This window comes from Methylophaga marina, from assembly GCF_030296755.1.
GTDB lineage: Bacteria > Pseudomonadota > Gammaproteobacteria > Nitrosococcales > Methylophagaceae > Methylophaga > Methylophaga marina.
This window is the reverse complement of record NZ_AP027741.1, coordinates 690,194-712,982: the sequence shown is the minus strand read 5'-3', so window position 1 is coordinate 712,982 and position 22,789 is coordinate 690,194. Positions and strand designations below refer to the sequence as shown.

Annotated in this window: 24 protein-coding genes and 1 pseudogene; all 25 read left to right on the top strand. The window is 44.4% G+C overall.

What is annotated here, in order from left to right; all coding sequences use genetic code 11:
- The first annotated feature begins 10 nt into the window (after positions 1-10).
- A complete protein-coding gene (locus tag QUE24_RS03505; protein WP_286305275.1) occupies positions 11-1,378 on the top strand; it encodes a M16 family metallopeptidase in 1,368 nt (455 codons plus the stop codon).
- On the top strand, positions 1,368-1,949 hold the full coding sequence (locus tag QUE24_RS03500; RefSeq protein ID WP_286305274.1) for a M16 family metallopeptidase: 582 nt from the start codon (positions 1,368-1,370) through the stop codon (positions 1,947-1,949). Before QUE24_RS03505 ends, QUE24_RS03500 begins: the two co-directional genes overlap by 11 nt.
- Positions 1,898-2,671 carry a M16 family metallopeptidase gene (locus QUE24_RS03495; protein ID WP_286305273.1) on the top strand — a complete coding sequence of 258 codons (774 nt, stop codon included), beginning with the start codon at positions 1,898-1,900 and terminating at the stop codon, positions 2,669-2,671. Before QUE24_RS03500 ends, QUE24_RS03495 begins: the two co-directional genes overlap by 52 nt.
- On the top strand, positions 2,655-3,203 hold the full coding sequence (gene rsmD / locus QUE24_RS03490; RefSeq protein ID WP_286305272.1) for a 16S rRNA (guanine(966)-N(2))-methyltransferase RsmD: 549 nt from the start codon (positions 2,655-2,657) through the stop codon (positions 3,201-3,203). The genes QUE24_RS03495 and rsmD overlap by 17 nt, the downstream gene beginning before the upstream one ends.
- Before the next feature lie 37 nt (positions 3,204-3,240).
- Complete coding sequence (gene coaD, locus QUE24_RS03485; RefSeq protein WP_286305271.1) at positions 3,241-3,729, top strand: pantetheine-phosphate adenylyltransferase; 489 nt, start codon at positions 3,241-3,243, stop codon at positions 3,727-3,729.
- A 39-nt stretch (positions 3,730-3,768) separates the two neighbouring features.
- Positions 3,769-4,023 carry a YfhL family 4Fe-4S dicluster ferredoxin gene (locus QUE24_RS03480; protein WP_007145791.1) on the top strand — a complete coding sequence of 85 codons (255 nt, stop codon included), beginning with the start codon at positions 3,769-3,771 and terminating at the stop codon, positions 4,021-4,023.
- Between the two features lie 152 nt (positions 4,024-4,175).
- The gene (gene leuS, locus QUE24_RS03475) at positions 4,176-6,632 is read left to right on the top strand and encodes a leucine--tRNA ligase (RefSeq protein ID WP_286305270.1); all 2,457 of its coding nucleotides are present in this window, start codon (positions 4,176-4,178) and stop codon (positions 6,630-6,632) included.
- A 15-nt stretch (positions 6,633-6,647) separates the two neighbouring features.
- Positions 6,648-7,145, top strand: a complete 498-nt coding sequence (locus QUE24_RS03470; RefSeq protein WP_286305269.1) for an LPS-assembly lipoprotein LptE — start codon at positions 6,648-6,650, stop codon at positions 7,143-7,145.
- 3 nt (positions 7,146-7,148) lie between these two features.
- Positions 7,149-7,496, top strand: coding sequence for a DNA polymerase III subunit delta (locus QUE24_RS03465; protein ID WP_286305268.1), 348 nt, complete (start codon positions 7,149-7,151; stop codon positions 7,494-7,496).
- Positions 7,432-8,190: a DNA polymerase III subunit delta gene (holA, locus tag QUE24_RS03460; protein WP_286305267.1), complete on the top strand. Its 759-nt coding sequence runs from the start codon at positions 7,432-7,434 to the stop codon at positions 8,188-8,190. Before QUE24_RS03465 ends, holA begins: the two co-directional genes overlap by 65 nt.
- Positions 8,191-9,447: a glutamate-5-semialdehyde dehydrogenase gene (locus tag QUE24_RS03455; protein ID WP_286305266.1), complete on the top strand. Its 1,257-nt coding sequence runs from the start codon at positions 8,191-8,193 to the stop codon at positions 9,445-9,447.
- Between the two features lie 36 nt (positions 9,448-9,483).
- Positions 9,484-10,098, top strand: coding sequence for a nicotinate-nucleotide adenylyltransferase (nadD, locus tag QUE24_RS03450; protein ID WP_286305265.1), 615 nt, complete (start codon positions 9,484-9,486; stop codon positions 10,096-10,098).
- Positions 10,091-10,918 carry a YdcF family protein gene (locus tag QUE24_RS03445; RefSeq protein WP_286305264.1) on the top strand — a complete coding sequence of 276 codons (828 nt, stop codon included), beginning with the start codon at positions 10,091-10,093 and terminating at the stop codon, positions 10,916-10,918. The genes nadD and QUE24_RS03445 overlap by 8 nt, the downstream gene beginning before the upstream one ends.
- Before the next feature lie 73 nt (positions 10,919-10,991).
- Entirely contained in the window at positions 10,992-11,348 is a 357-nt protein-coding gene (rsfS, locus tag QUE24_RS03440) for a ribosome silencing factor (RefSeq protein WP_286305263.1), read from the top strand.
- Positions 11,345-11,815 carry a 23S rRNA (pseudouridine(1915)-N(3))-methyltransferase RlmH gene (gene rlmH / locus QUE24_RS03435; protein WP_286305262.1) on the top strand — a complete coding sequence of 157 codons (471 nt, stop codon included), beginning with the start codon at positions 11,345-11,347 and terminating at the stop codon, positions 11,813-11,815. The genes rsfS and rlmH overlap by 4 nt, the downstream gene beginning before the upstream one ends.
- On the top strand, positions 11,812-12,387 hold the full coding sequence (locus QUE24_RS03430; protein ID WP_286305261.1) for a Maf family protein: 576 nt from the start codon (positions 11,812-11,814) through the stop codon (positions 12,385-12,387). The genes rlmH and QUE24_RS03430 overlap by 4 nt, the downstream gene beginning before the upstream one ends.
- A gap of 2 nt (positions 12,388-12,389) precedes the next feature.
- Entirely contained in the window at positions 12,390-13,862 is a 1,473-nt protein-coding gene (rng, locus tag QUE24_RS03425; protein WP_286305260.1) for a ribonuclease G, read from the top strand.
- 7 nt (positions 13,863-13,869) lie between these two features.
- Positions 13,870-14,637: a YhdP family protein gene (locus QUE24_RS03420; RefSeq protein ID WP_286305259.1), complete on the top strand. Its 768-nt coding sequence runs from the start codon at positions 13,870-13,872 to the stop codon at positions 14,635-14,637.
- Positions 14,638-14,687: 50 nt separating this feature from the next.
- A pseudogene (locus QUE24_RS03415) lies at positions 14,688-16,082 on the top strand (YhdP family protein); the annotation flags it as partial.
- Positions 16,052-17,680, top strand: coding sequence for a YhdP family phospholipid transporter (locus QUE24_RS03405; protein WP_491562455.1), 1,629 nt, complete (start codon positions 16,052-16,054; stop codon positions 17,678-17,680). The pseudogene QUE24_RS03415 and the gene QUE24_RS03405, both read left to right, overlap by 31 nt.
- 47 nt (positions 17,681-17,727) lie before the next feature.
- Positions 17,728-19,170, top strand: coding sequence for a metalloprotease TldD (gene tldD, locus QUE24_RS03400; RefSeq protein ID WP_286305256.1), 1,443 nt, complete (start codon positions 17,728-17,730; stop codon positions 19,168-19,170).
- Between the two features lie 14 nt (positions 19,171-19,184).
- Positions 19,185-20,237 (top strand): tRNA (5-methylaminomethyl-2-thiouridylate)-methyltransferase, encoded by a 1,053-nt coding sequence (locus tag QUE24_RS03395; protein ID WP_286306066.1) that lies wholly within the window; start codon positions 19,185-19,187, stop codon positions 20,235-20,237.
- Entirely contained in the window at positions 20,234-20,461 is a 228-nt protein-coding gene (locus tag QUE24_RS03390; RefSeq protein WP_286305255.1) for a sulfurtransferase TusA family protein, read from the top strand. The genes QUE24_RS03395 and QUE24_RS03390 overlap by 4 nt, the downstream gene beginning before the upstream one ends.
- 178 nt (positions 20,462-20,639) lie before the next feature.
- Positions 20,640-22,049, top strand: coding sequence for a glutamate--ammonia ligase (glnA, locus tag QUE24_RS03385; RefSeq protein WP_286305254.1), 1,410 nt, complete (start codon positions 20,640-20,642; stop codon positions 22,047-22,049).
- 97 nt (positions 22,050-22,146) lie between these two features.
- Positions 22,147-22,683 carry a DUF4124 domain-containing protein gene (locus QUE24_RS03380; protein WP_286305253.1) on the top strand — a complete coding sequence of 179 codons (537 nt, stop codon included), beginning with the start codon at positions 22,147-22,149 and terminating at the stop codon, positions 22,681-22,683.
- Positions 22,684-22,789 lie beyond the last annotated feature (106 nt).

Here is a 22,789-nt window from a genome sequence, read left to right as displayed (position 1 = left end):
AGAGATGCAGATGCTGAATATAAAAAATGTGGCTTGGGTTGTTTTTTTCTTACCCATGGTGGCTTTGGCAAACGTGAGTGAGTTTCAGTTGGAGAATGGACTGAAGCTGATAGTTAAAGAAGATCACCGTGCGCCTGTGGTCGTTTCACAAGTCTGGTACAAAGTGGGGTCAAGCTACGAGCATAACGGTATAACGGGGATATCGCACATGCTGGAACATATGATGTTTAAGGGGACTAAACATCTTGAACCAAATGAGTTTTCTCATATCATTGCTGAGAATGGCGGCGAGCAAAATGCATTTACAGGACAAGATTATACGGCCTATTTTCAGAAGCTCCACAAAGATAGATTAGAAGTCAGTTTCAAACATGAAGCAGACAGAATGCGCAATTTAATTATTGACCCTGAGGAGTTATTAAAAGAACGGGAAGTCGTGACTGAAGAGCGCCGAATGCGCACCGATGATAATCCTCAATCTCTGCTGAGAGAACAATTCAGTGCTGCAGCCTTTGTCAGTAGTCCATACCATTGGCCAGTGATTGGTTGGATGAATGATATTAAGCATTATCAAGCAGAAGACTTACGTGCCTGGTATAAAAAATGGTATGCACCCAATAACGCTACTCTTGTGGTAGTGGGAGATGTTTCACCTAAAGCCGTTCTGGCCTTAGCCAAAAAATATTTTGGTCCATTGAAAGCGGAAAAAATTGCAGCATTGAAACCTCAGGTAGAGATAACTCAAAAAGGTTTGAGGCAAGTAGAGGTGAAAGCACCGGCAGAATTACCTTACCTGATGATGGGCTGGAAAGTACCTTCGGTGACAACGGTTGATAAAGACCAGGAATGGGAGCCCTACGCGCTTGAAGTTTTAGCTAATGTTTTGGATGGTGGTAACAGCGCGCGATTTGCTAAACAACTCGTGCGTGAACAACAGGTAGCTGCCAGTGTTGGCGCTGGCAATAGTCTGTTTTCACGCCTCTCTGATTTATTTATCGTTGTGGGAACGCCAGCAAATGAGAAGTCCGTTGATGATTTGAAAAAAGCGATTATCGAGCAGATTTCTCAACTAAAAAATCAGCCTGTCAGTCATGAAGAGCTAGCACGTGTGAAAGCACAAGTTGTGGCCAATGCTGTGTATGAAAAAGATAGTGTGTTTTACCAAGCCATGCAGATTGGTATGTTGGAAACCATTGGTGTCGACTGGCAAGTGGGTGAACAATATGTCGACAACATCAATGCGGTAACTGCTGAACAAGTTCAGGCCGTTGCCAATAAATATTTCAACAATGATCTATTAACGGTGGGCGAACTAGTGCCTTTACCGCTGGATGGTCATCGTCCTGTTTCATCTGCTGGAGGTCAATATGTCCATTAAAAAATGGATTTTTTTCATCACACTCACTGTCAGTTCTAGTGTCTTTGCCTCACCTGACATTCAAAAGTGGACGACTGAAAATGGTGCTAGCGTGTATTTTGTCAATGCACCTGAACTACCAATGGTGGACATCAATATTGTATTCAATGCCGGAGCAGCAAGAGATGCTGACCACCCAGGTCTGGCAAAGCTGACTAATGCCATGCTTGATGAGGGCGCGGCTGATTTAGATGCGGATGCCATTGCTGATGCCTTCTCATCAGTCGGTGCAAACTACAGTGCAAGCTCTCAGCGAGATATGGCCATTCTGAGCTTGCGTACATTGACAGATCCGAATGCCTTCGATACCTCAGTCAATATGTTTGCAAAAATACTGTCGTCACCAAGCTTTCCTGAAACGTCATTTCTACGTATCAAACAACAGCTGTTAACAGGCCTTCAGGCTGAAAAACAATCACCAAAAAGTTTGGCAACAAGAACTTTTTTCAAGAACTCTATGGTGAGCATCCCTACGCTCAAATGCCTGCAGGAGATACGGTTAGCGTTGAAAAAATCAATCTGGCTGATTTGAAGGCGTTTTATCAGCAATATTATGTCGCAAAAAATGCGGTGGTCGTCATTGTCGGTGATGTAAGCAAGTCACAAGCACAGCAGTTAGCCACACGGTTAACTGTTGATCTGAAAAGTGGAACAGCAGCTCCTGAATTGCCGGTTGTGAGTTCATTTAATCAGGATAAAGAGATCGTTTTACCGTTTCCATCCTCACAAACCACAATCATGATGGGACAAGTCGGCATCAGCCGTGATGACCCTGATTATTTCCCGCTCTATGTTGGTAATCATATTTTGGGAGGAAGTGGGTTAGTCTCCATTTTGAGTGATGAAGTACGAGAAAAGCGTGGATTAACGTATGGGGTTTATAGTTATTTTAGCCCTATGCAACAATCCGGTCCTTATGTGTTTGGCTTACAGACTCGCAACGATCAAGCTGAGCAAGCCCTTAAGGTTCTGAAAGATACATTAAATACGTACATCAAAAACGGACCATCACAAGCACAGCTAACAGCGGCTAAGCAAAATATTACCGGTGGGTTTGCATTGAGAGTGGATAGTAATAGCAAGATCGCTGATTATCTTTCTATGATAGGCTTTTATAACTTGCCACTGGATTACCTGGATAGCTTTAACGATAAGGTTAATGCTGTCACCGTGGCGGATATAAAAGAGGCGTTTAAACGACGCGTTCACGCAGACAACATGTTAACGGTATTAGTGGGTGGCGAAACAGAATAATAAGGCTAGAACGAATTCGCTGAGAATTATCGGTGGCGTTTGGCGAGGTAGAAAACTCACCTTCCCAGAAGTCGAGGGATTGAGACCCACTAGTGATCGTACGAGAGAAACGATATTTAATTGGTTGCAGCCGTCTATGGGGGGCAGTCGTTGTCTCGACCTGTTTGCAGGTAGTGGTGCATTAGGTTTCGAAGCGGCATCAAGAGGTGCTGCAGAAGTGGTGTTGATAGAAAATAACCAACAGGCTTTTTTGCAGCTTAAGCAGAATGCAGACACGCTGAAGGCGTCAAACTGTGTTATCAAAAACAGTTCGGCAAATCAGGCCATCATCGAATCAACAATACCTTTTGATATCGTGTTTATTGATCCGCCATACCAGGCAGATTTATGGACCGATACAGCGGAAAATTTAGTGTCACAAGGGATTTTAAGTCAGGGGGCATTAATATATTTGGAGTATCCTGCCAAGCAAGATATGCCGATATTACCCACTTCATGGCATTTATTGAAAGAAAAAAAGCAGGTGATGTAAAATACTGCTTATTTGAATTTCATGCTGGAGAACAAGATTGAGTACCGTTGCGATATACCCAGGTACGTTTGATCCTATTACATACGGGCACATTGATCTCATTAAGCGTGCTTCACCATTATTTGAACGCATTATTGTGGCTGTGGCAATTAATCCGGGAAAGCAACCCATGTTCAGTCTCGATGAACGCGTGGAGTTAGTGAAAAAAGCGACGCTGGGTATTGAGAATGTTGAGGTAAGTGGATTTAAAGGCCTGCTGGTGAATGAAGCATTGAGTATGGGCGCGAATGTTATCATTCGTGGTTTGCGGGCCGTCTCAGATTTTGAATATGAATTGCAATTGGCCACAATGAATCGCCGAATGCAATCAAAAGTAGAAACGTTATTTCTCACCCCAGCAGAGAATTTGAGCTTTGTCTCTTCAACACTGGTAAAAGAAATTGCTGTATTAGGCGGTGATGTCTCTGAATTTGTTGCGCCTTGTGTTCAAGAAGCCTTGAAACGCAAATTGCCGGCCCAAGACTAAGCACGCTAAAATAATATTATAAAGTTACTGGAGTAAACCATGTCGCTGTTTATCACTGATGAATGTATTAACTGTGATGTCTGTGAACCAGAATGTCCTAATGGAGCTATTTCTCAAGGTGCTGAAATCTATGAGATAGATCCCGATTTGTGTACGGAATGTGTGGGTCATTTCGATACACCACAATGTGTTGAAGTCTGTCCGGTGGATTGTATTCCTAAAGATCCGGATAACGAGGAAACACATGATCAGCTCTATGCAAAATATGAAACATTGATGGCGGCGGGAAAATAACACTGAATTATTTCCACGCTATCTCCACGAAATAAAAGCAGCTGATTTAGCTGCTTTTATTTTTTAGCTAAGCAAAACGACAGATTATTTTGAGCCCTGCTCTTGCTGAGTTATGCTTAGCGCTTTTCAAGTCCCTGATTTAAAGAGAATCCATGCAAAACGAATATCATCCCGACCAAGTAGAATCCGCTGCACAGCAATATTGGCAGGAAAATAACAGCTTCCATGTTGTTGAAGATACGTCTAAAGAAAAATTCTATTGTTTGTCGATGTTTCCCTATCCAAGTGGACAACTGCATATGGGACATGTGCGTAATTACACCATAGGTGATGTTATTTCACGCTACCAGCGCATGCAGGGAAAAAATGTCTTACAACCGATGGGCTGGGACGCATTTGGTTTACCCGCAGAAAATGCTGCGATTAAAAATAATGTGGCGCCGGCAGCATGGACATACCAAAACATTGATTATATGCGTGGTCAGCTACAACGTTTAGGACTTGGTTATGACTGGCAGCGTGAATTAGCCACTTGCACACCTCAATACTATCGTTGGGAACAGTGGTTATTCACCCGATTGTTTGAAAAAGGACTCGTCTACAAGAAAACGGCGGCCGTGAACTGGTGTCCTCATGATGAAACGGTATTGGCCAACGAACAGGTCATTGATGGCTGTTGCTGGCGTTGTGATACCAAAGTAGAGCGTCGTGAGATTCCGCAATGGTTTATGAAAATTACTGACTATGCAGATCAGTTACTTGCGGATCTGGATCAGCTTGATGGCTGGCCTGACCAGGTGAAAACTATGCAGGCAAACTGGATTGGTCGCTCAGAAGGGGTGCAGATTCAATTTGATATGGTCGGTGCAGAAGACAAATTAGAGGTCTATACCACACGTCCAGATACATTGATGGGTGTCAGTTATCTCGCTGTCGCAGCTGAGCATCCTCTCGCGCTCAAAGCGGCGAATGATAATCCTATTTTGCAAACATTCATCGATGAGTGCCGCAAAATGGAAACGTCTGAAGCCGCCATGGAAACAGCAGAGAAAAAGGGTGTTGATACCGGCTTATTGGCTATTCATCCGGTAACGGGAGAGCAGGTACCGGTATGGGCGGCTAATTTTGTATTAATGGGGTATGGAACCGGTGCCGTAATGTCGGTACCAGCTCATGACCAGCGTGACTTTGAATTTGCACAAAAATACCAGTTGCCCATCAAACAGGTCATTAAACCGTTAGATGAACAGGATATTGATTTAACAAAAGCCGCCTTCACTGATAAAGGTGAGCTGATTAATTCTAAGCAATTTGATGGATTAAAAGCACAAGAAGCGTTTGATGCTATTGCTGATTTTCTGGTCAGCCAGAATAAAGGTGAACGTCAGGTAAATTACAGACTTCGCGACTGGGGTGTGTCTCGTCAGCGTTATTGGGGGACGCCAATACCAATCATCAACTGCGATGACTGTGGCCCTGTGGCTGTACCAGAGCAGGACTTACCTGTTGTGTTACCTGAAGATGTGACTGTAGATGGTTCAGGTTCACCAATTAAATCCATGCCTGAGTTTTATGAGTGCACTTGCCCTAAATGTGGCAAACCCGCACATCGTGAAACCGATACCTTTGATACTTTCTTTGAATCATCCTGGTATTTTGCACGTTTTGCCTGCCCTGATAATACCGAAGCTATGCTGGATGAAAGGGCGGATTATTGGCTGCCTGTCGATCAATATATTGGTGGTATTGAGCATGCAGTTTTACATTTATTGTATGCACGATTTTTCCATAAACTCATGCGTGACGAAGGCTTAATCTCTGGTGACGAGCCATTTAAAAATCTGTTAACACAGGGCATGGTGCTGAAAGATGGCGCCAAAATGTCAAAATCCAAAGGTAATACCGTCGATCCGCAGGCGCTGATTGATCAGTATGGTGCCGATACTTCACGTCTATTTATGATGTTTGCTGCACCACCAGAAATGTCACTGGAATGGTCTGATAAAGGTGTGGATGGTGCCAACCGCTTCCTCAGACGTTTATGGCGAGCCGTGGCTGAACATGTTGAACAAGGCATTGTTAAGCAAGGTGAATTGTCTGATTTACCAGAAGCCTTGCAGGCCTTACGCCGTCAGACACATCAAACGTTAGCAAAAGTAACGGATGATATTGGTCGTCGTCATACATTTAATACGGCTATTGCCGCCGTTATGGAATTAATGAACAGCTTGACTAAATTAAATGATGATAGTGAACAAGCACGTGCAGTGATGCAGGAAGCTCTGGAGATGGTCGTCTTGATGTTATCGCCCATCACTCCGCACATTTGTCATCATTTATGGCAAACTCTGGGACATGAAGAGGCCATTCTGAACGTGTCTTGGCCATTGGTTGATGAGGCAGCATTGAAGCAAGACAAAATTGATTTAATGGTGCAGGTGAATGGGAAGTTACGCTCGAAAATCTCAGTTGCTGCAGATGCCGAACAAAAGCAGGTAGAGGCCGTAGCATTTGCTGATGAAAATGTTCAGCGTTACACAGAAGGTAAAGAGATTCGTAAGATCATTCTGGTTCCAGGCCGTTTATTGAATATTGTGGTTGCCGGCTAACATAAGGATAAAAAAATGAATCGTGTAATGATGAGTTTGATGACTGGTGTGTTGATGTTGACCTTAACAGCATGCGGTTTTCAATTGCGTGGTGAAGCCAATGTGCCAGAAACACTCAAAACCATCTATATTCAAGGATTGAACATACGACAAGATTCATTCGGCTTGCAATTAAAACGTGCCATGACGCGTAACGGCATTCATGTACTGGATACTTATCGAGAAGGTGCAGCCGTGATGACGGTCGTGGAAAATGTGTTTGATCAGAATGTGTTGTCTGTTGGTTCAGATGCCAAAGTGACAGAGTATGAGTTAGAAACCCGTTTTTCTTTCAAAGTCTCTTCGCCTGACGGTGAACCTATGAGTGATGTGATTACGGTTCAAGCTAGACGCGATTATCAGTTTGACCGTAATCAGCTATTAGCGATGAGTGAACAACAAGCCGTCATCCGAGATGATTTGAATAAACAGATGGTTCAGAATGTGCTGAGACGACTATCAGCAATGAAGTAAACAATGCGGATAAGACTCGAACAGTTAAACACTCATTTATCGGCTTCACTCAACCCTGTTTACCTCTTATTTGGTGAAGAAGCATTACTGATTGAAGAGGCCGCTGATACCATTCGTCAACAGATTCGTCAGGCCGGTGCTAATGAGCGGGAAGTCTGGAATATTGAAGGACGTTTCGACTGGTCTCAGATTAAATGGCAAGAGCAGAGTCTCTCTTTATTTGCCAGCCAGCGACTGATCGAAATTCGCCTGCCATCCGGTAGTCCAGGTAAAGAGGGGGGAAGCATTGAGGAAATTTGCTTCCAATCCTCCGCAGGATACGACGCTATTAATCATCAGTGGCAAAATTGATGCGCGCTCACAGAAAGCCAAGTGGTTTACCGAACTGGACAAGTTAGGTGTCACTATTCCTGTCTGGCCAGTTGCCTTAGCTCAACTCCCTCAATGGGTGAGTCAACGCATGCAGGCCAAAGGCTTAAAAAGTGATCCTAAAATCGCTACCTTGATTGCTGAACGCGTAGAGGGCAATTTATTTGCGGCCGCACAAGAAATCGAAAAGTTGTCTTTACTGAGTCTTGATGGGCAGATTGATGAAGCCTTAGTATTAGCCTCCGTAGCTGATAATGCTAAGTTTGAGGCATTTGGTCTGATGGATGCTGTGTTTGCAGGACAGCATGCACGAATCCCACGTATACTATCTCGTCTACGCGCAGAAGGTATTGATATTCTGGCTGTTTTCTCCGCTGTCAGTTGGTCACTGCAACGCGTGGTCGATATGTCAGCGCAATGGGCTTCTGGTGAGTCTTTGGAACGTGTCTTTGCCTCTCAAAAACCGCCGGTATGGGATAAAAATAAAGCGGTAATGCGACAAGCCATAGAGCGCTACAGCCATACCCGCTGGCAATCTTTTTTGCAGCAAATGTCTGATATTGATCAAGCAGCAAAAGGTATGACTAAACACTGTCCATGGCGTCTCCTGGAAACACTCTGTTTAGGCGCTTCGGGCATCGATATACCAACAAAAATATTGGAAAGGAGTGCTTAATTGAACATCGCTGATTATATGCACACATTAGGTCGGCAAGCGCGGTCAGCCAGCCGCAAACTGGCGAGTGCAGGTACAGATATTAAGAATCGTGCTTTATTGGCCATTGCTACTGATATTCGTGCGAATGCCGAATCATTAAAGCAAGAAAATGAGCGTGATTTGAAAGCTGGACAAGACAAAGGCCTCGATGCTGCTTTGCTGGACAGACTGACATTGACAGATGCTCGCATTGAATCGATGGCTGAAGGCCTGGAACAAATAGCAGCATTGCCTGATCCTGTGGGGGAAGTGAGCGAAATGACTTATCGTCCTTCAGGTATTCAATTAGGCAAGATGCGTGTACCGCTCGGTGTGGTTGGTATCATTTATGAATCTAGGCCGAATGTGACAGCGGATGCGGCGGCGCTGTGCTTGAAGTCCGGTAATGCGACCATATTACGCGGCGGTAGTGAAGCTATTCACTCGAATCAGGCCATTGCGGCATGTATTCAACGAGGTCTAAACCTGGTCGGTTTACCCGAGACAGTGATTCAAGTGGTGGAAACGACGGATCGCGAGGCTGTAGGCGCCCTGATTACCATGTCAGAGTATGTGGATGTCATTGTACCCAGAGGTGGTAAGGGGCTGATTGAACGTATCAGTCAAGACGCCAGAGTACCTGTGATTAAACACCTTGATGGTATTTGTCATGTGTACATCGATAAAGGCGCTGATCTGGATATGGCTGAAAACATCGCCTTGAATGCCAAATGTCATCGCTACGGCGTATGCAATGCCATGGAAACACTCTTGGTCGCCGCTGATGAAGCCAATGCCGTGTTGCCTCGTTTAGCAGTCAAATATGCTGAAGAAGGCGTTGAGTTGCGAGGCTGTGAGCGTACTCTGGAGATTTTACCTGACATCAACAAAGCGACAGCAGAAGATTGGGATACGGAATATCTGGCGCCTATCTTGTCAATTAAAATCGTTGAAGATATTGATGCGGCAATAGCACATATCAATACGCATAGTTCAGGTCATACGGAGTCGATCATTACTCAAGATTATCAGCGCTCGAGACAATTCCTGGCCGAAGTCGATTCAAGTTCTGTGATGGTGAATGCGTCAACTCGCTTTGCAGATGGCTTTGAATATGGTCTCGGAGCGGAAATCGGTATTTCGACAGATAAAATTCATGCACGTGGACCAGTAGGACTTGAAGGGTTAACGTCACAAAAATGGATAGTATTAGGTAGTGGCCAGATCAGAAAATAAACCAGCCATAGGGATGTTAGGGGGACTTTTGACCCTGTGCATTTTGGGCATTTACGCACTGGCTTGGATGTTGTCGAGCAGTTGAATCTGGATCACTTACGTTTGATACCGTGTGCCATTCCACCTCATCGTATCGAACCTGTTGCCACGGCAAAACAACGGCGGATGATGCTGGAACTGGCGATTAAGAATCACCCGAAACTGGTTGTCGATGATCGTGAGTTAGGCAGAGATGGACCATCTTATAGCGTGGATACTTTGCTCAGTTTGCGAGAAGATTTTCCAGACAATCCGCTGTTTATATTGATGGGGACGGATGCCTTTTGTAGCTTGCCAAGCTGGTCTCGCTGGCAACAGATTATTGAGCTAGCCCATATTGTGGTGATGCAGCGCGCAGACGAAGCCTTGTTGATGAGCGATGAGTTACAAACATTTTATGAAACTCATCAGGCTCAAAAACAAGACAGTCAATTAAGTGCTGGGAAAATCTGGTCAGTATCGGTGACACAAATGTCAATTTCGGCCACAGCGATTCGTGATGCATTAGAGCAGGGACGAGATGTACGCTACCTCTTGCCTGATGCGGTCATCAGTTTAATTGAGCAATTAGGCCTCTACCCGTCAGCTGCTGCTTCTAGAACCAATGGATAATTTGTTTTTTGTGCTCTCCAAGCTAGTGTGGGGATTGCTTAGCCCTACCAGTCTGATGGTTTGGCTGCTCCTGTTGGTCACATTGCTTTTATGGCTTAACTATATCCGCGTAGCTAAGCGCTTATTACTATTGATGAGCCTGATTGGATTTATCGTGATGGGCTATCCGGTCGGTGATTATTTAATGTATCCGCTGGAGAGTCGTTTTGCTGCCCCTGAAAAGTTATCAGAACCATTTGACGGCATTATTATGCTGGGCGGCGCTGAGCAGCTAAAACTATCTGATAGTTGGCAAAAAGCGCAAGTAGGCGATGGCGCGGAACGTATTCTGCAAACTGCTGAGTTAGCCAGACTCTACCCCGACTTGCCAATTATTGTGTCGGGTGGCAGTAATTTGGTACAAAGACAAAATCTGGATAGTGATGGTCAAGTGTTTCAACAGTTGTTCTCACAAGCGGGTATCGATGCGTCACGGTTAGTTATCGAACCACAGGCACGGAATACTTATGAGAATTTCCAAAGGCTGAAACCATTACTACCGAAACCGGCGGGCACTTATGTTTTAGTCACATCCGCTTTTCATATGCCTAGAGCGGTTGGCATTGCTAAAAAACAACACATCAATGTGATCCCTTATCCGGTTGACTATAGAAGTAACCACGCCAACAACCGCTATTGGGATTTTGACTTACCAGCCCATCTTGCTGTGTTAGAAACAGCCTGGCATGAATGGTTGGGACTAACGGTTTATTTCCTGACCGGCAAAACACAAAGCTGGTTTCCGCAAGCGACTGTAAAGATTGATAAAACCGATGAATAAACACGTAATAATAAGGGATATTAAACAGCCCTTACGTTACACTATGTAGCAGATATATTAAATGGAGTGCCCAATGCAGGCAGAACAATTAAAACTACTCGTCATCGATGCGCTCGAAGACATTAAAGCAGAAGATATCCAAGTGCTGGATGTCAAAGAAATGACCGATGTGACAGATATTATGATTATCGCTACCGGTAAATCCAGCCGTCAGGTGAAAGCCTTGGCAAATGAAGTCGTCATGCAAGCGAAAGCGGCAGGTGTTCAACCTTTAGGAGTTGAAGGTGAAACGGTTGGCGAATGGGCGCTTGTAGATTTAGGTGATGTGATTACACACATCATGACGCCTCAAACACGTCTTACTTATAACCTTGAGAAATTATGGGCTGTACCTGCACAGAATGAAAAGGCGTCGGCTGAACAAGAATGAAGATAAATCTTGTCGCTGTTGGCAATAAAATGCCAGGTTGGGTAAGCGAGGGCTATGAAGAATACAGTAAGCGAATGCCAAGAGAGTGTGCACTTCAACTGACCGAAATCATGCCAGCTCGCCGTAGCAAAAATGCGCAGCCAGAACAGTGGAAGAGAGAGGAAGGTCAGCGGATTCTGGCTTCGATTGCTGATAACCATCATGCAGTTGCCTTAGAGGTGACGGGAAAGAGCTGGAGTACAGAAGACTTATCATTACATATGCAGCAATGGCTCAGTGATGGGCGTGACGTTGCCCTAATGATTGGTGGACCAGACGGTTTGGACCCCAGCTGTCTTCAGCGAGCGGACCAGAAATGGTCCTTATCCGCGTTGACCCTGCCTCATCCACTGGTTCGTATTGTACTGGCCGAACAGCTCTATCGGGCCTGGACCATCCTTCAAAATCACCCCTATCATCGTTCATGAACTTTCCATCTATTTATTTGGCATCGCGTTCACCTAGGCGACGCGAACTTTTGTTACAGATGGGTGTGGATTTTTCAGTCATTAATCCTGATATTGATGAATCTGTGCTGGAGAACGAACTCCCAATTGATTATGTGAGTCGTATAGCTAGATTGAAGGCTGAAGCGGGACGAGGCTTATTGTTAGCAGCTGACAGAAAGCCAGTACTGGCTGCAGACACCGCGGTAGTTATTGATAAAACGATTTTGGGTAAACCTCAAAATGACGAACAAGCTGCCAGTATGTTAAGAATGTTGTCAGGTAAAACACATCAAGTGATGACGGCAATTGCACTAACACGCGCTGACAGGTTGTGGACAGCTGTTTCAGTCAATAATGTTTGTTTCGCTGAATTGAGTGAACAGGATATTTTCTGGTACATCAAGACTAAAGAGGGTGTTGATAAAGCTGGTGGTTATGCGGTTCAGGGCTTAGCTGCATTATTTATCGAGCATATAGAAGGTAGTTATTCTGGCATTATGGGATTACCCATCAGGGAAACGGGACAACTTTTATTAACAATGGATGACTGAATGTGAGTAGTGAAATATTAATCAACGTGACGCCGAGTGAAACTCGTGCAGCCGTAGTTGAAAATGGTCTACTTCAAGAAGTATTCATTGAGCGTAATGAATATCGAGGGCTAGTTGGGAATATATACAAAGGCAAAGTCTGTCGTGTCTTGCCTGGTATGCAAGCGGCTTTTGTAGAAATTGGCCTAGCAAGGGCCGCTTTTTTACATGTTTCAGATATTTCTATTCCCAAGGGCCAAACGGGGGATTTGAAAGAAGCGCCTAATGTTGAGCCAACTATTAGCAGTCTGTTGCGTGAAGGTCAGGAGATTCTGGTTCAGGTCATAAAAGACCCGATGGGAACAAAGGGCGCACGTCTGACAACACAGCTTTCTGTATCTTCGCGATATTTAGTTTATATGCCGGAAACTGAAGGGATTGGGGTTTCCTTAAAAATTGAAACTGAGCAGGAACGGGAACGCTTAAAAGCTTGCTTGATAAGCTTACTTGATGAAGGCGCTGGTGGTTATATTCTTCGTACAGCAGCAGAAGGCGTTTCTGAGGCGGAATTAGAAGCTGATCTGAAATTTCTTTATCGGTTGTGGGCAAAACTGCAAGAACGCAAACAACTCGTTAAATGTGGTGACCCGCTGCATGAAGACTTATCACTTGCCATGCGCGCCTTACGTGATTTGTTTTCTGCAGATATTGATCGGATACGTATTGACTCCGAAGAGACCTTTCACAAAGCCGTGCACTTTGCTGAGGGGTTTATGCCTGAATGTGCCGCTCGGCTTGAGCACTATAAAGGGGATTTACCCTTATTCGATTTATTCAGTGTAGAAGACGAAATTCAGAAAGCCTTGCAACGTAAGGTGCCCTTGAAGTCTGGTGGTTATCTCATTTTTGATCAAACCGAAGCGATGACAACGGTGGATGTGAATACAGGCGGCTTTGTTGGTCATAAAAATTTGGAAGAAACCATCTTCAAAACCAACTTAGAAGCTGCGCATGCCATTGCTCGTCAGTTACGTGTTCGTAATTTGGGTGGCATCATTATCATCGATTTCATTGATATGGAAGAAATTGGTCATCGTGAACAAGTGTTGCGTGCTTTGGAAAAAGCCATGCAATTAGATCGGGCTCGTCACAATATCAGTGCCGTGTCAGAGCTTGGGCTGGTTGAAATGACACGTAAACGAACCCGAGAAAGTTTAGGCCATATTCTGTGTGAACCTTGCCCTTGCTGTGAAGGAAAAGGCTATACCAAGAACGTCGAGACGGTATGTTATGAAATCTTCCGGGAAATTGTTCGTGAGTCCAAGCAGTATGAGACAAAACAGTTTCTGATACTGGCGTCTCAAGATGTGATTGACCGATTGAATGATGAGGATTCAACCAAAGTGGCTGATTTAGAACACCATATTGGTAAACCTATACTGTTCCAGTGTGAACCACAGTATGGACGTGAGCAGTTTAACGTCGTGCTGATGTAGGTGTCTGATGCTAAAAAGCAGCCTGCACATTGCCGGTCGGCAATTATTTTATCTCACCGCGATTTCTATTACGCTAGGACTTTTATTACTGATAACTGCTATCTGGCTGTCAGATCAGGTTGCAGAGCGAAAAGACGAAATTGCCAGCTGGGCGTCTCAGCAAAGCGGTTATCCTGTAGAAATCGAAAAAGCCGGTTTATATTGGCTTGATCTCATTCCTAAACTGGAAATTCGTCAGGTAAAGGTCTTGGCGAAACAAGGGAATACACCCATTTTCCAGGCCGGACAGATTTATCTGGCGGTGGATGTTTTTTCATCTATTCGTAGTGGCGAGCTGATGATTGCGGATGCCAGTATCCGTAATGCCAAAGTTAATGTTGAACATACGGCTGATGGTCAGTTCCGCGTTAAAGGCTATGAAAGTCAACCTCAGCAGGCGCTTAGCGAAGATAACATTCAAACAGTTTTTCATTGGTTAACGCGTCTTAAGCAGTCACAACTTTCCAATATTCAGGTTCAGTACAAAGATGAAAACGAACCCGCCTTAACTGGTTTATACACTATTGAACATGCTTCTCTGAGTTTCAACGATGAACAGCTTCTCGCTCAAGCCGATCTGAATTTACCCGATTCACTGGGCAATCATCTTAACTTATCTGCTACAGCACACATTGATAAGGCATTGAGTCTGACGTCATGGCAGGGGCAAGTACGTGTTGATGAAGTGTCTCTTGGGAGTCTTTTGAAAAAAGAGCATACCGCGGCGCAAAGTTAGATGAAGGCCTATTATCGGCGACACTCAATGTACAGAAAGCAGATAATCAAGCCTTGCTGGCAGGACTTGAGCTTGAACTCTCAGACACCACTTTGTCTTCATCTAAACCGGCTGATGAGTTCACCGAGGTCAGTCTTGAGCAGCTTGTGGGACACTTTCAACTTGATTACACGGCTAATCAGTGGCAGGTGGAAGGTAAACAGGTTCAAATCAGAATGGCTGGTGAAGATTGGCCAATGACAACGTTCGATGTAAAACGTGAACAGAGTGGTGCATTGTCTGGAGACGTTTCCTTTGTTCGTTTGAGTGACGTCACCGCAATGGCATTACTGATGAATGAAATGCCGGCAATATTAGTGAACACCAAACCTGCCGGGGATCTGCAGAATGTCGCTTTTACCTATACTGAGCAGACCGGGCTTGATGAACTTTCCATGAGTGCGAGCGGTGTATCTTTCTTACCGTGGCAGGATTATCCGGGGGCGAATGATGTCAGCTTTTCACTTGATAAGAAAAAATATAAAGGCACCTTGGAACTCAATAGTCGTGCAACGAGCATTTATGCGGATACTTGGCTGCCAGATTCTGTGTTGTTTGATTCAATTACAGGACAGTTAACATGGCAGAATCAGGATGCGAGCTGGAGAGTAAATGCTGATGCTCTTCAAATATGGAATGATGACTTAAACATTCTTCTCAATGGTGAAATCCAGCAAGCCAATGGTATTACCGATACCAATCTCATACTAACCATACAAGACGTGGTTGTTAATACATGGCGGAATTATGTCCCGAAAAGAATTTTGCCAGCAGACTTTGAAGAATGGTCTGCAGATGCGTTCCGTCAAGGGATTATCCGGTCAGGTACGATAACGATGAAAGGGGATCCTTCAGCCTTTCCTTTTGAATCAGAACCCGAACGTGGCAGCTTCGATATGAAGCTCAATGTTGAAGATGTTCAGTTACATTATGGCCCAGGTTGGCCGGACATTATGCATGTCAATGGCACAGTTGAAGGGCAAGGCAATAACTTATTAATCCAGAGTGAGTCAGGTCAAATAGCGGGTTTTAACTTTAATAAAGTCACCACTACTATCAGTAATCTCGTTAAGAGTAATCCGATTTTGAAAGTCAGTGGCCTGTTAAATGGTTCAACCAGTAACGCTTTGGCTTTCCTAAAACAAAGCCCGTTAAAGTCACGCTTTGGCAGTATAGATGATTGGCTTCAGGCTAAGGGTAGCAGCGATATTCAACTGGATTTAACGGTGCCATTAGTTGATCCTGATAGTGCGCAGGCTAAAGGCTATGTCAGTTTTAATCAAAGCCAGTTAATAACAAAGGCCATTACTGGACTTGAAGTAAATAAGATTAATGGCCGTCTTTTTTCAGTAATAAGGGCGTATCAGCAGAAAAAATTACCGCGACAGCATTTGATGAACCCATAGAGATAAATGCAAAAACCGAACAAGATAAAACCTATATTGATATTAATGGCAGAGTCGCAGTATCAACGCTTAATCAGCACTGGCCCGGTACTGTGCCTGCATTTGTTACGGGTGAAAGTGACTATCTGACAGGAATTACCGTTAGTGAGCCAAGGCCGGGTGAGTTTGAGCTCAACGTCTCATTGCGTACTGATCTGCAAGGGATAAGCATTGATGCGCCCGAACCATTAGGAAAATCAGCATCGCTACCGGTTCGGCTGCAAGCGGCAATACAAGAAAAAGACGATGGAATGATGTATACCATCAGTTATAGCGATTGGCTGAATGCTGCTATTCATTCCAATGCAGGTAAGTCACTGTCGGGGCAAATTAAGCTTGGCGGACAAGCAGCAGATACCAATCTTAACGGCTTGCAACTGACGGGCAATATAGAAACGCTTGATATTGAACCTTGGCTGGATTGGCAGGAATCTTTGCCGGACACGACGAATGCGTCAGCGCTTGACCTGATTGACGGTATCAATTTGACCTTATCAAAAGTCTTGATCTCAGAGCAGGTGATAAACCATCTTCAACTCTCGGGTCATCATACGAGCTCTGACTGGCAGTTCGATTTAAACTCGCCTCAGATAAAAGGTCGGGTATCGATTCCAAAACAGATAAACAACCAGACGCCACTTAATATCAATCTTGATTATCTGAACTTACAAGTTGCGAATGAACAAGCAGATGATGAGACGAGGGAAGATAAAAAGGCAGCATTGTGGCCAGCAATACAATTAGCGATACGCTCCCTTAAGATTAATGATCTTGATTTAGGTCAACTGACACTTCAGGGTGAAGCCTCACCGAATCAATGGCGGATGAAAAATGCTGAGTTATCATCAAAAGTCATGCGTGCCTCCGCTACAGGTGATTGGCTGCAGACTGAATCTGACGATACAAGTCATTTTATTGTGAATGTAGAAAGTGATGATCTGAGAGCTCTGCTGGCACACCTTAATTATCAGGAAGTGATCGCAGCCAGACAAGTCAAAATCGATGCGGATCTGAACTGGAATGCGGATCCTATGTCTTTTACTCGCCAACAATTGAATGGACAACTGGATTTGTCTGTCGGACGGGGAAGTTTACTTGAGGTGGAGCCGGGCGCTGCTGGCAGAATTTTTGGGCTGTTAAGTATTGCGGCGATTCCACGTCGCTTATCATTGGATTTTAGTGATTTGTTTGGCGGCGGCTTTGATTTCAGTAGTATCAAAGGCGATTTTCAGTTTAATAATGGTATCGCCTCAACGAAAGATTTAACCATGCAAGGTGATTCAGCGGTTATTGAAATGAAAGGCCCGATCGATCTGGTTAATCAAACTTACAACCAAGTAGTCAAAATTACGCCTAAAGTGTCATCAACCTTACCTATCGCTGGTGCAGTAGCGGGTGGCCCTGTTGGCCTCGGAGTGGGGACGGCTATCTTACTGTTCGATAAAATTGCTGGCAGTGTTCTGGATAGGGATGTGATTAACTTAATTAGCTACAGTTATCAGTTAACGGGACCCTGGAACGACCCTAAACTCAATGTCGTGAATCCAGCTCAGCAATAGAATCTGATATCATGTGCTTATCTTAAATAACCGATGATTCTGTATTAATGAGCGCTTCGATTCCCGAGCAAGTACAACAGCAACTCCTGCTTCCTGTTGGTTTAACGGATAACGATCTGGAAAATGCATTAGCTACAACAATGACGGCTGGTGTTGACTATGCCGATTTGTATTTCCAGCAATCCAGACAAGAAAACTGGGTGCTGGAAGATGGCATTATCAAAGATGGTGGTTATCATCTTGAACAAGGTGTGGGTGTCAGAGCCTGTAGCGGTGAGAAAACCGGTTTTGCCTATTCCGACGATTTGGTTTTACCGGCTTTACAAAAAGCAGCCAAGGCAGCTCAAGCTATTTCAAGACAAGGCTCTCAACAATCCGTAGCTGTCTGGAAAAAACAGCAATCCCCAATACTGTACACCCCAGATGATCCCATTCTTGCCTTAACCGTGACTGAAAAACTCAACTTATTACGAGAAGCCGACGCTGCAGCAAGATCGGCCGATCCTCGAGTGAAACAAGTCAGTGTTAGCCTGGCTGGTGGTATTGACACGGTCCTGATTGCGGCGAGTGATGGTACGTATGCCACCGATATCAGACCGCTTGTACGCATGAATGTCAGTGTGATTGTTGAGCATAATGGTCGACGCGAACGCGGCAGCGCTGGTGGTGGACGACGGATGGATTATCGTTATTTTCAACAAAATAACCTTGCTGTTAACTATGCAAAGGAAGCCGTCAGATTAGCGTTAGTTAACCTAGAGGCGGTGGCAGCACCTGCTGGAACGATGCCTGTCGTACTAGGTAGTGGCTGGCCTGGTGTTTTATTACATGAAGCCGTTGGTCATGGCTTAGAAGGCGATTTTAACCGCCGAGGTACATCTACCTTCTCAGGCAAGATGGGCGAGCAAGTGGCTTCGCCTTTATGTACCGTGGTAGATGATGGTACGTTGCCATCACGCAGGGGCTCACTCAATGTCGATGATGAAGGGGTTGAAACGCAATTCACCACACTCATCGAAAAGGGCAAGCTGACCGGATACATGCAGGACAAACATAATGCCCGTCTGATGGGCAAAGCAAGTACGGGGAATGGGAGGAGAGAATCCTATGCGCATTTGCCGATGCCACGTATGACAAATACGTACATGTTACCTGGTGACCACAAAGCGGAAGAAATCATTGCTTCTGTTGAGAAAGGTATTTACGCCGTTAATTTTGGTGGTGGTCAGGTCGATATTACGTCCGGCAAATTCGTTTTCTCTACCAGTGAAGCCTATCTCATTGAAAACGGTAAAGTCACTACACCGGTAAAAGGGGCAACACTTATTGGAAATGGACCAGAGGTCATGCAACGTATATCCATGGTCGCCGATGATTTAGAACTAGATACTGGCGTTGGTAATTGTGGTAAAGAAGGACAGAGTGTGCCTGTCGGTGTGGGACAGCCCACCCTGAAAATTGACGCACTGACTGTCGGTGGAACAGCTTAGATTTAGAAAAAATGATGGAAAAAAAACATAAAGCAGTCGCCCTGATTTCAGGTGGCCTAGATTCCATGCTCGCCGTTCGGGTCATGCAGGAACAAGGTATTGAAGTAGAGGGTATTAATTTTTATACCGGTTTTTGTGTTGAAGGCCATACTCACGCCATTCGTAATCAAGACAAAGATAAACAAAAACGAAACAATGCACTCTGGGTGGCTGAACAACTCGGCATTAAATTACACATCGTAGATGTCATAGAAGAATACAAAGACGTTCTATTGAACCCTAAGCATGGTTATGGGGCAAATATGAACCCATGCCTCGATTGTAAAATATTTATGGTGAGTAAAGCGGTCGAGTGGATAAAAGAAAATCATCACAATGGCTTTGATTTCATCATCACTGGAGAAGTGATTGGTCAACGTCCCATGTCACAGCGTAAATCGACTATGCCGATTATCTCTGAAGAGTCTGGCGCTGATGACTTACTACTCAGACCATTGTGTGCCAAAAATCTGCCTGAGACTTTACCGGAGCGAGAAGGTTGGGTCGATCGTAGCAAGCTTTATGGCTTTCATGGACGCAATAGAAAACCTCAGATAGCTTTAGCGAAAGAGTTTGGCTTGACGGATTTCGCTAGTCCGGCAGGTGGTTGTTGTTTCCTGACAGATAAAAGCTATTCAGATAAGTTGGTCGACTTATGGAAAGCACGCAATAGCAGAGAATATGAGATGGACGATATTATGCTGCTGAAAGTGGGCAGACATATTCGCCCCAGTGCAGAATTTAAGCTTATCATCGCGCGTGATGCCGGTGAAAGTAAGTTTCTGGAAGGTTATCGAAAAGAATTTATCAGTATTCACGCCCTCAGCCACAGTGGTCCTATGGCATTGGTTGACGGTAAATTGGATGAAGAACAATATGAGCTTGCAGCGGGTATTGTTGCGCGTTTTGGACAGGGGCGTATGGCGGATGAGGTGGAACTTGATATCGCTTTACCAAAACAAGGAAATTTACAGATAAAAACGCCTCCACTCTCTGCCGAACAGGTTTTACAGGAGTGGTATGTGTGAGTAAGCAGACCTTAGATGCTCGAAAGATGCTATGTCCATTACCTGTCATCAAAGCCCAGAATCAGATTAAACAGATGAGTCATGGGGATGAACTGGATGTGATCTGTACAGATCCAGGTGCTTTACACGATATTCCGGCGTGGGCACGAATTAATGGTCATGAAGTCATCGCCACGCAACAGAATGATGATGAACTTATTATTACGGTTCGAGTTGGTGCATAGCACCAATATTGTGCGGTAGTGAGTTAATATGCACTATTTAGGTGCCTGTTGCTGGTGCGAATGCACCTAAATAGTTGATTTTTTTATGTAGTAAAAGTTGGCGTGATTTCTGCTGTATTGTGTCGCGTGTTTAGTTTGCACTAAGAAAAGTGCAGTTTATAAAAATTGGAGAAGTTAAATGTCAGTCGAAAATGTGCTTCAAATGATCAAAGATGAGGATGTCAAATTTGTTGACTTCCGTTTCACCGATACGCGTGGTAAAGAACAACATGTTTCTTACCCTGCACACACTATTGAAGAAGATACCTTCACAGAAGGCGCAATGTTCGATGGCTCTTCTGTTGCTGGATGGAAAGGTATTAATGAATCAGACATGATTTTAATGCCGGATCCTGAAACAGCAGTGATGGATCCATTTATGGATGACAACACGTTGATTATCCGTTGCGACATCGTTGAACCTGCAACAATGCAAGGTTACGAGCGTGACCCACGTAGTGTGGCAAAACGTGCAGAGGCTTACCTGCAATCGACAGGTCTGGGTGATACTGCTTTCTTCGGTCCTGAACCAGAATTTTTCATCTTAGATGATGTTCGTTGGGGCAGCGACATGTCAGGATCATTCTTTAAAGTCGACTCAGATGAGTCTGCTTGGAATACTGAAAAAGTCTTTGCTGATGGTAACAAAGGTCACCGTCCAAAAGTAAAAGGCGGCTATTTCCCTGTACCACCTGTTGACTCTCTTAATGATATTCGTGCAGCAATGTGCTTGACTATGGAAGAAATGGGCTTACCAGTTGAAGTTCATCACCATGAAGTTGCCACTGCTGGTCAGTGCGAAATTGGTGTTAAATTCAATACCTTAGTCAAAAAAGCGGATGAAGTTCAAGCGCTGAAATATGTTGTACATAATGTGGCTCATGCCTACGGCAAAACAGCGACATTCATGCCAAAACCAATCGTCGGTGATAACGGTAGTGGTATGCACGTTCACCAATCGTTCTCAAAAGATGGTGAAAACCAATTCACTGGTAACAAATACGGCGGCTTATCAGAAACAGCACTGTACTACATCGGTGGTATCATCAAACATGCTCGTGCACTGAATGCCTTTACCAACGCATCAACAAATAGCTACAAACGTCTTGTACCTGGTTTTGAAGCGCCAGTTATGTTGGCTTACTCTGCACGTAACCGTTCTGCGTCAATCCGTATTCCTTTCGTAAACAATCCTAAAGGTCGTCGTATTGAAGTACGTTTCCCTGATCCAACAGCGAATCCGTACCTGGCATTCTCGGCAATGTTGATGGCTGGCTTAGATGGTATTAAAAACAAAATCCATCCTGGTGATGCGATGGATAAAGATCTGTATGACTTACCAGCAGAAGAAGCAGCAGAAATTCCAACAGTATGTCACTCTCTGGATCAAGCGCTTGATTCATTAAGTGAAGACCGTGCTTTCTTAACAGAAGGTGGCGTATTTACTGATGATATGATTGATGCTTACATTGCATTAAAAATGGAAGAAGTTACACGTATCCGTATGGAAACTCATCCAGTGGAATACGACTTGTACTACAGTGTTTAATCACTTATGTGATGAAGCTAACAAAAAAGCGCCTTTCGGGGCGCTTTTTTTATATCTGTGAGTTGCGGTAAATTCCACAGTGGAATATGCTGAGCGAATGAGAGTTATATACCTGATTTTCTTCTTATTATTCAGCACGCAAGGGCTAACAGCAATTTATCGCTGGGTAGATCCCAGCGGAACAGTTGTTTTTTCTGATGAAGAAAGACCAGGTGCTGAGCTCATTGAACTGCCTGCGTCAACGACATACTCCTCTCCAGATGTTGAGCCTGTCACGTCAATGAATGAAAACGTCGAACAGGACACGTCGTCACCGGTTCCAGACTATCAACTATCCATCACTGCGCCAGCAGCTAATGAGAGCATATGGGTCAATGATGGAGATGTCACAGTGACCTTAAGCGTGGAGCCTGCTTTGAGCCAGGAAAGAGGTGATGGTATTCAGCTATTTCTTGATGGACAAACTGTAGGTGAGCCCCAGATCACATTAACCTATCAGTTCAGTAACCTCAGCAGGGGCTCGCATGAGCTTGTGGCCAAGCTTATTGATGCTAATGGTCAAGAGTTGCTTAGCGAAAGTATTGTATTCCATCTACACCGGGCATCTAAACTCAACAATTCTTCAGCAAATTGAAGCATTTCTGTATGCACTTCTTTGGTGCATAAAAGAGATACAATTAAGTGGTGTCAATGAGTTGTTCGAGTACAACTTAACCTTGTTTCTATAGCAATCAATAGCT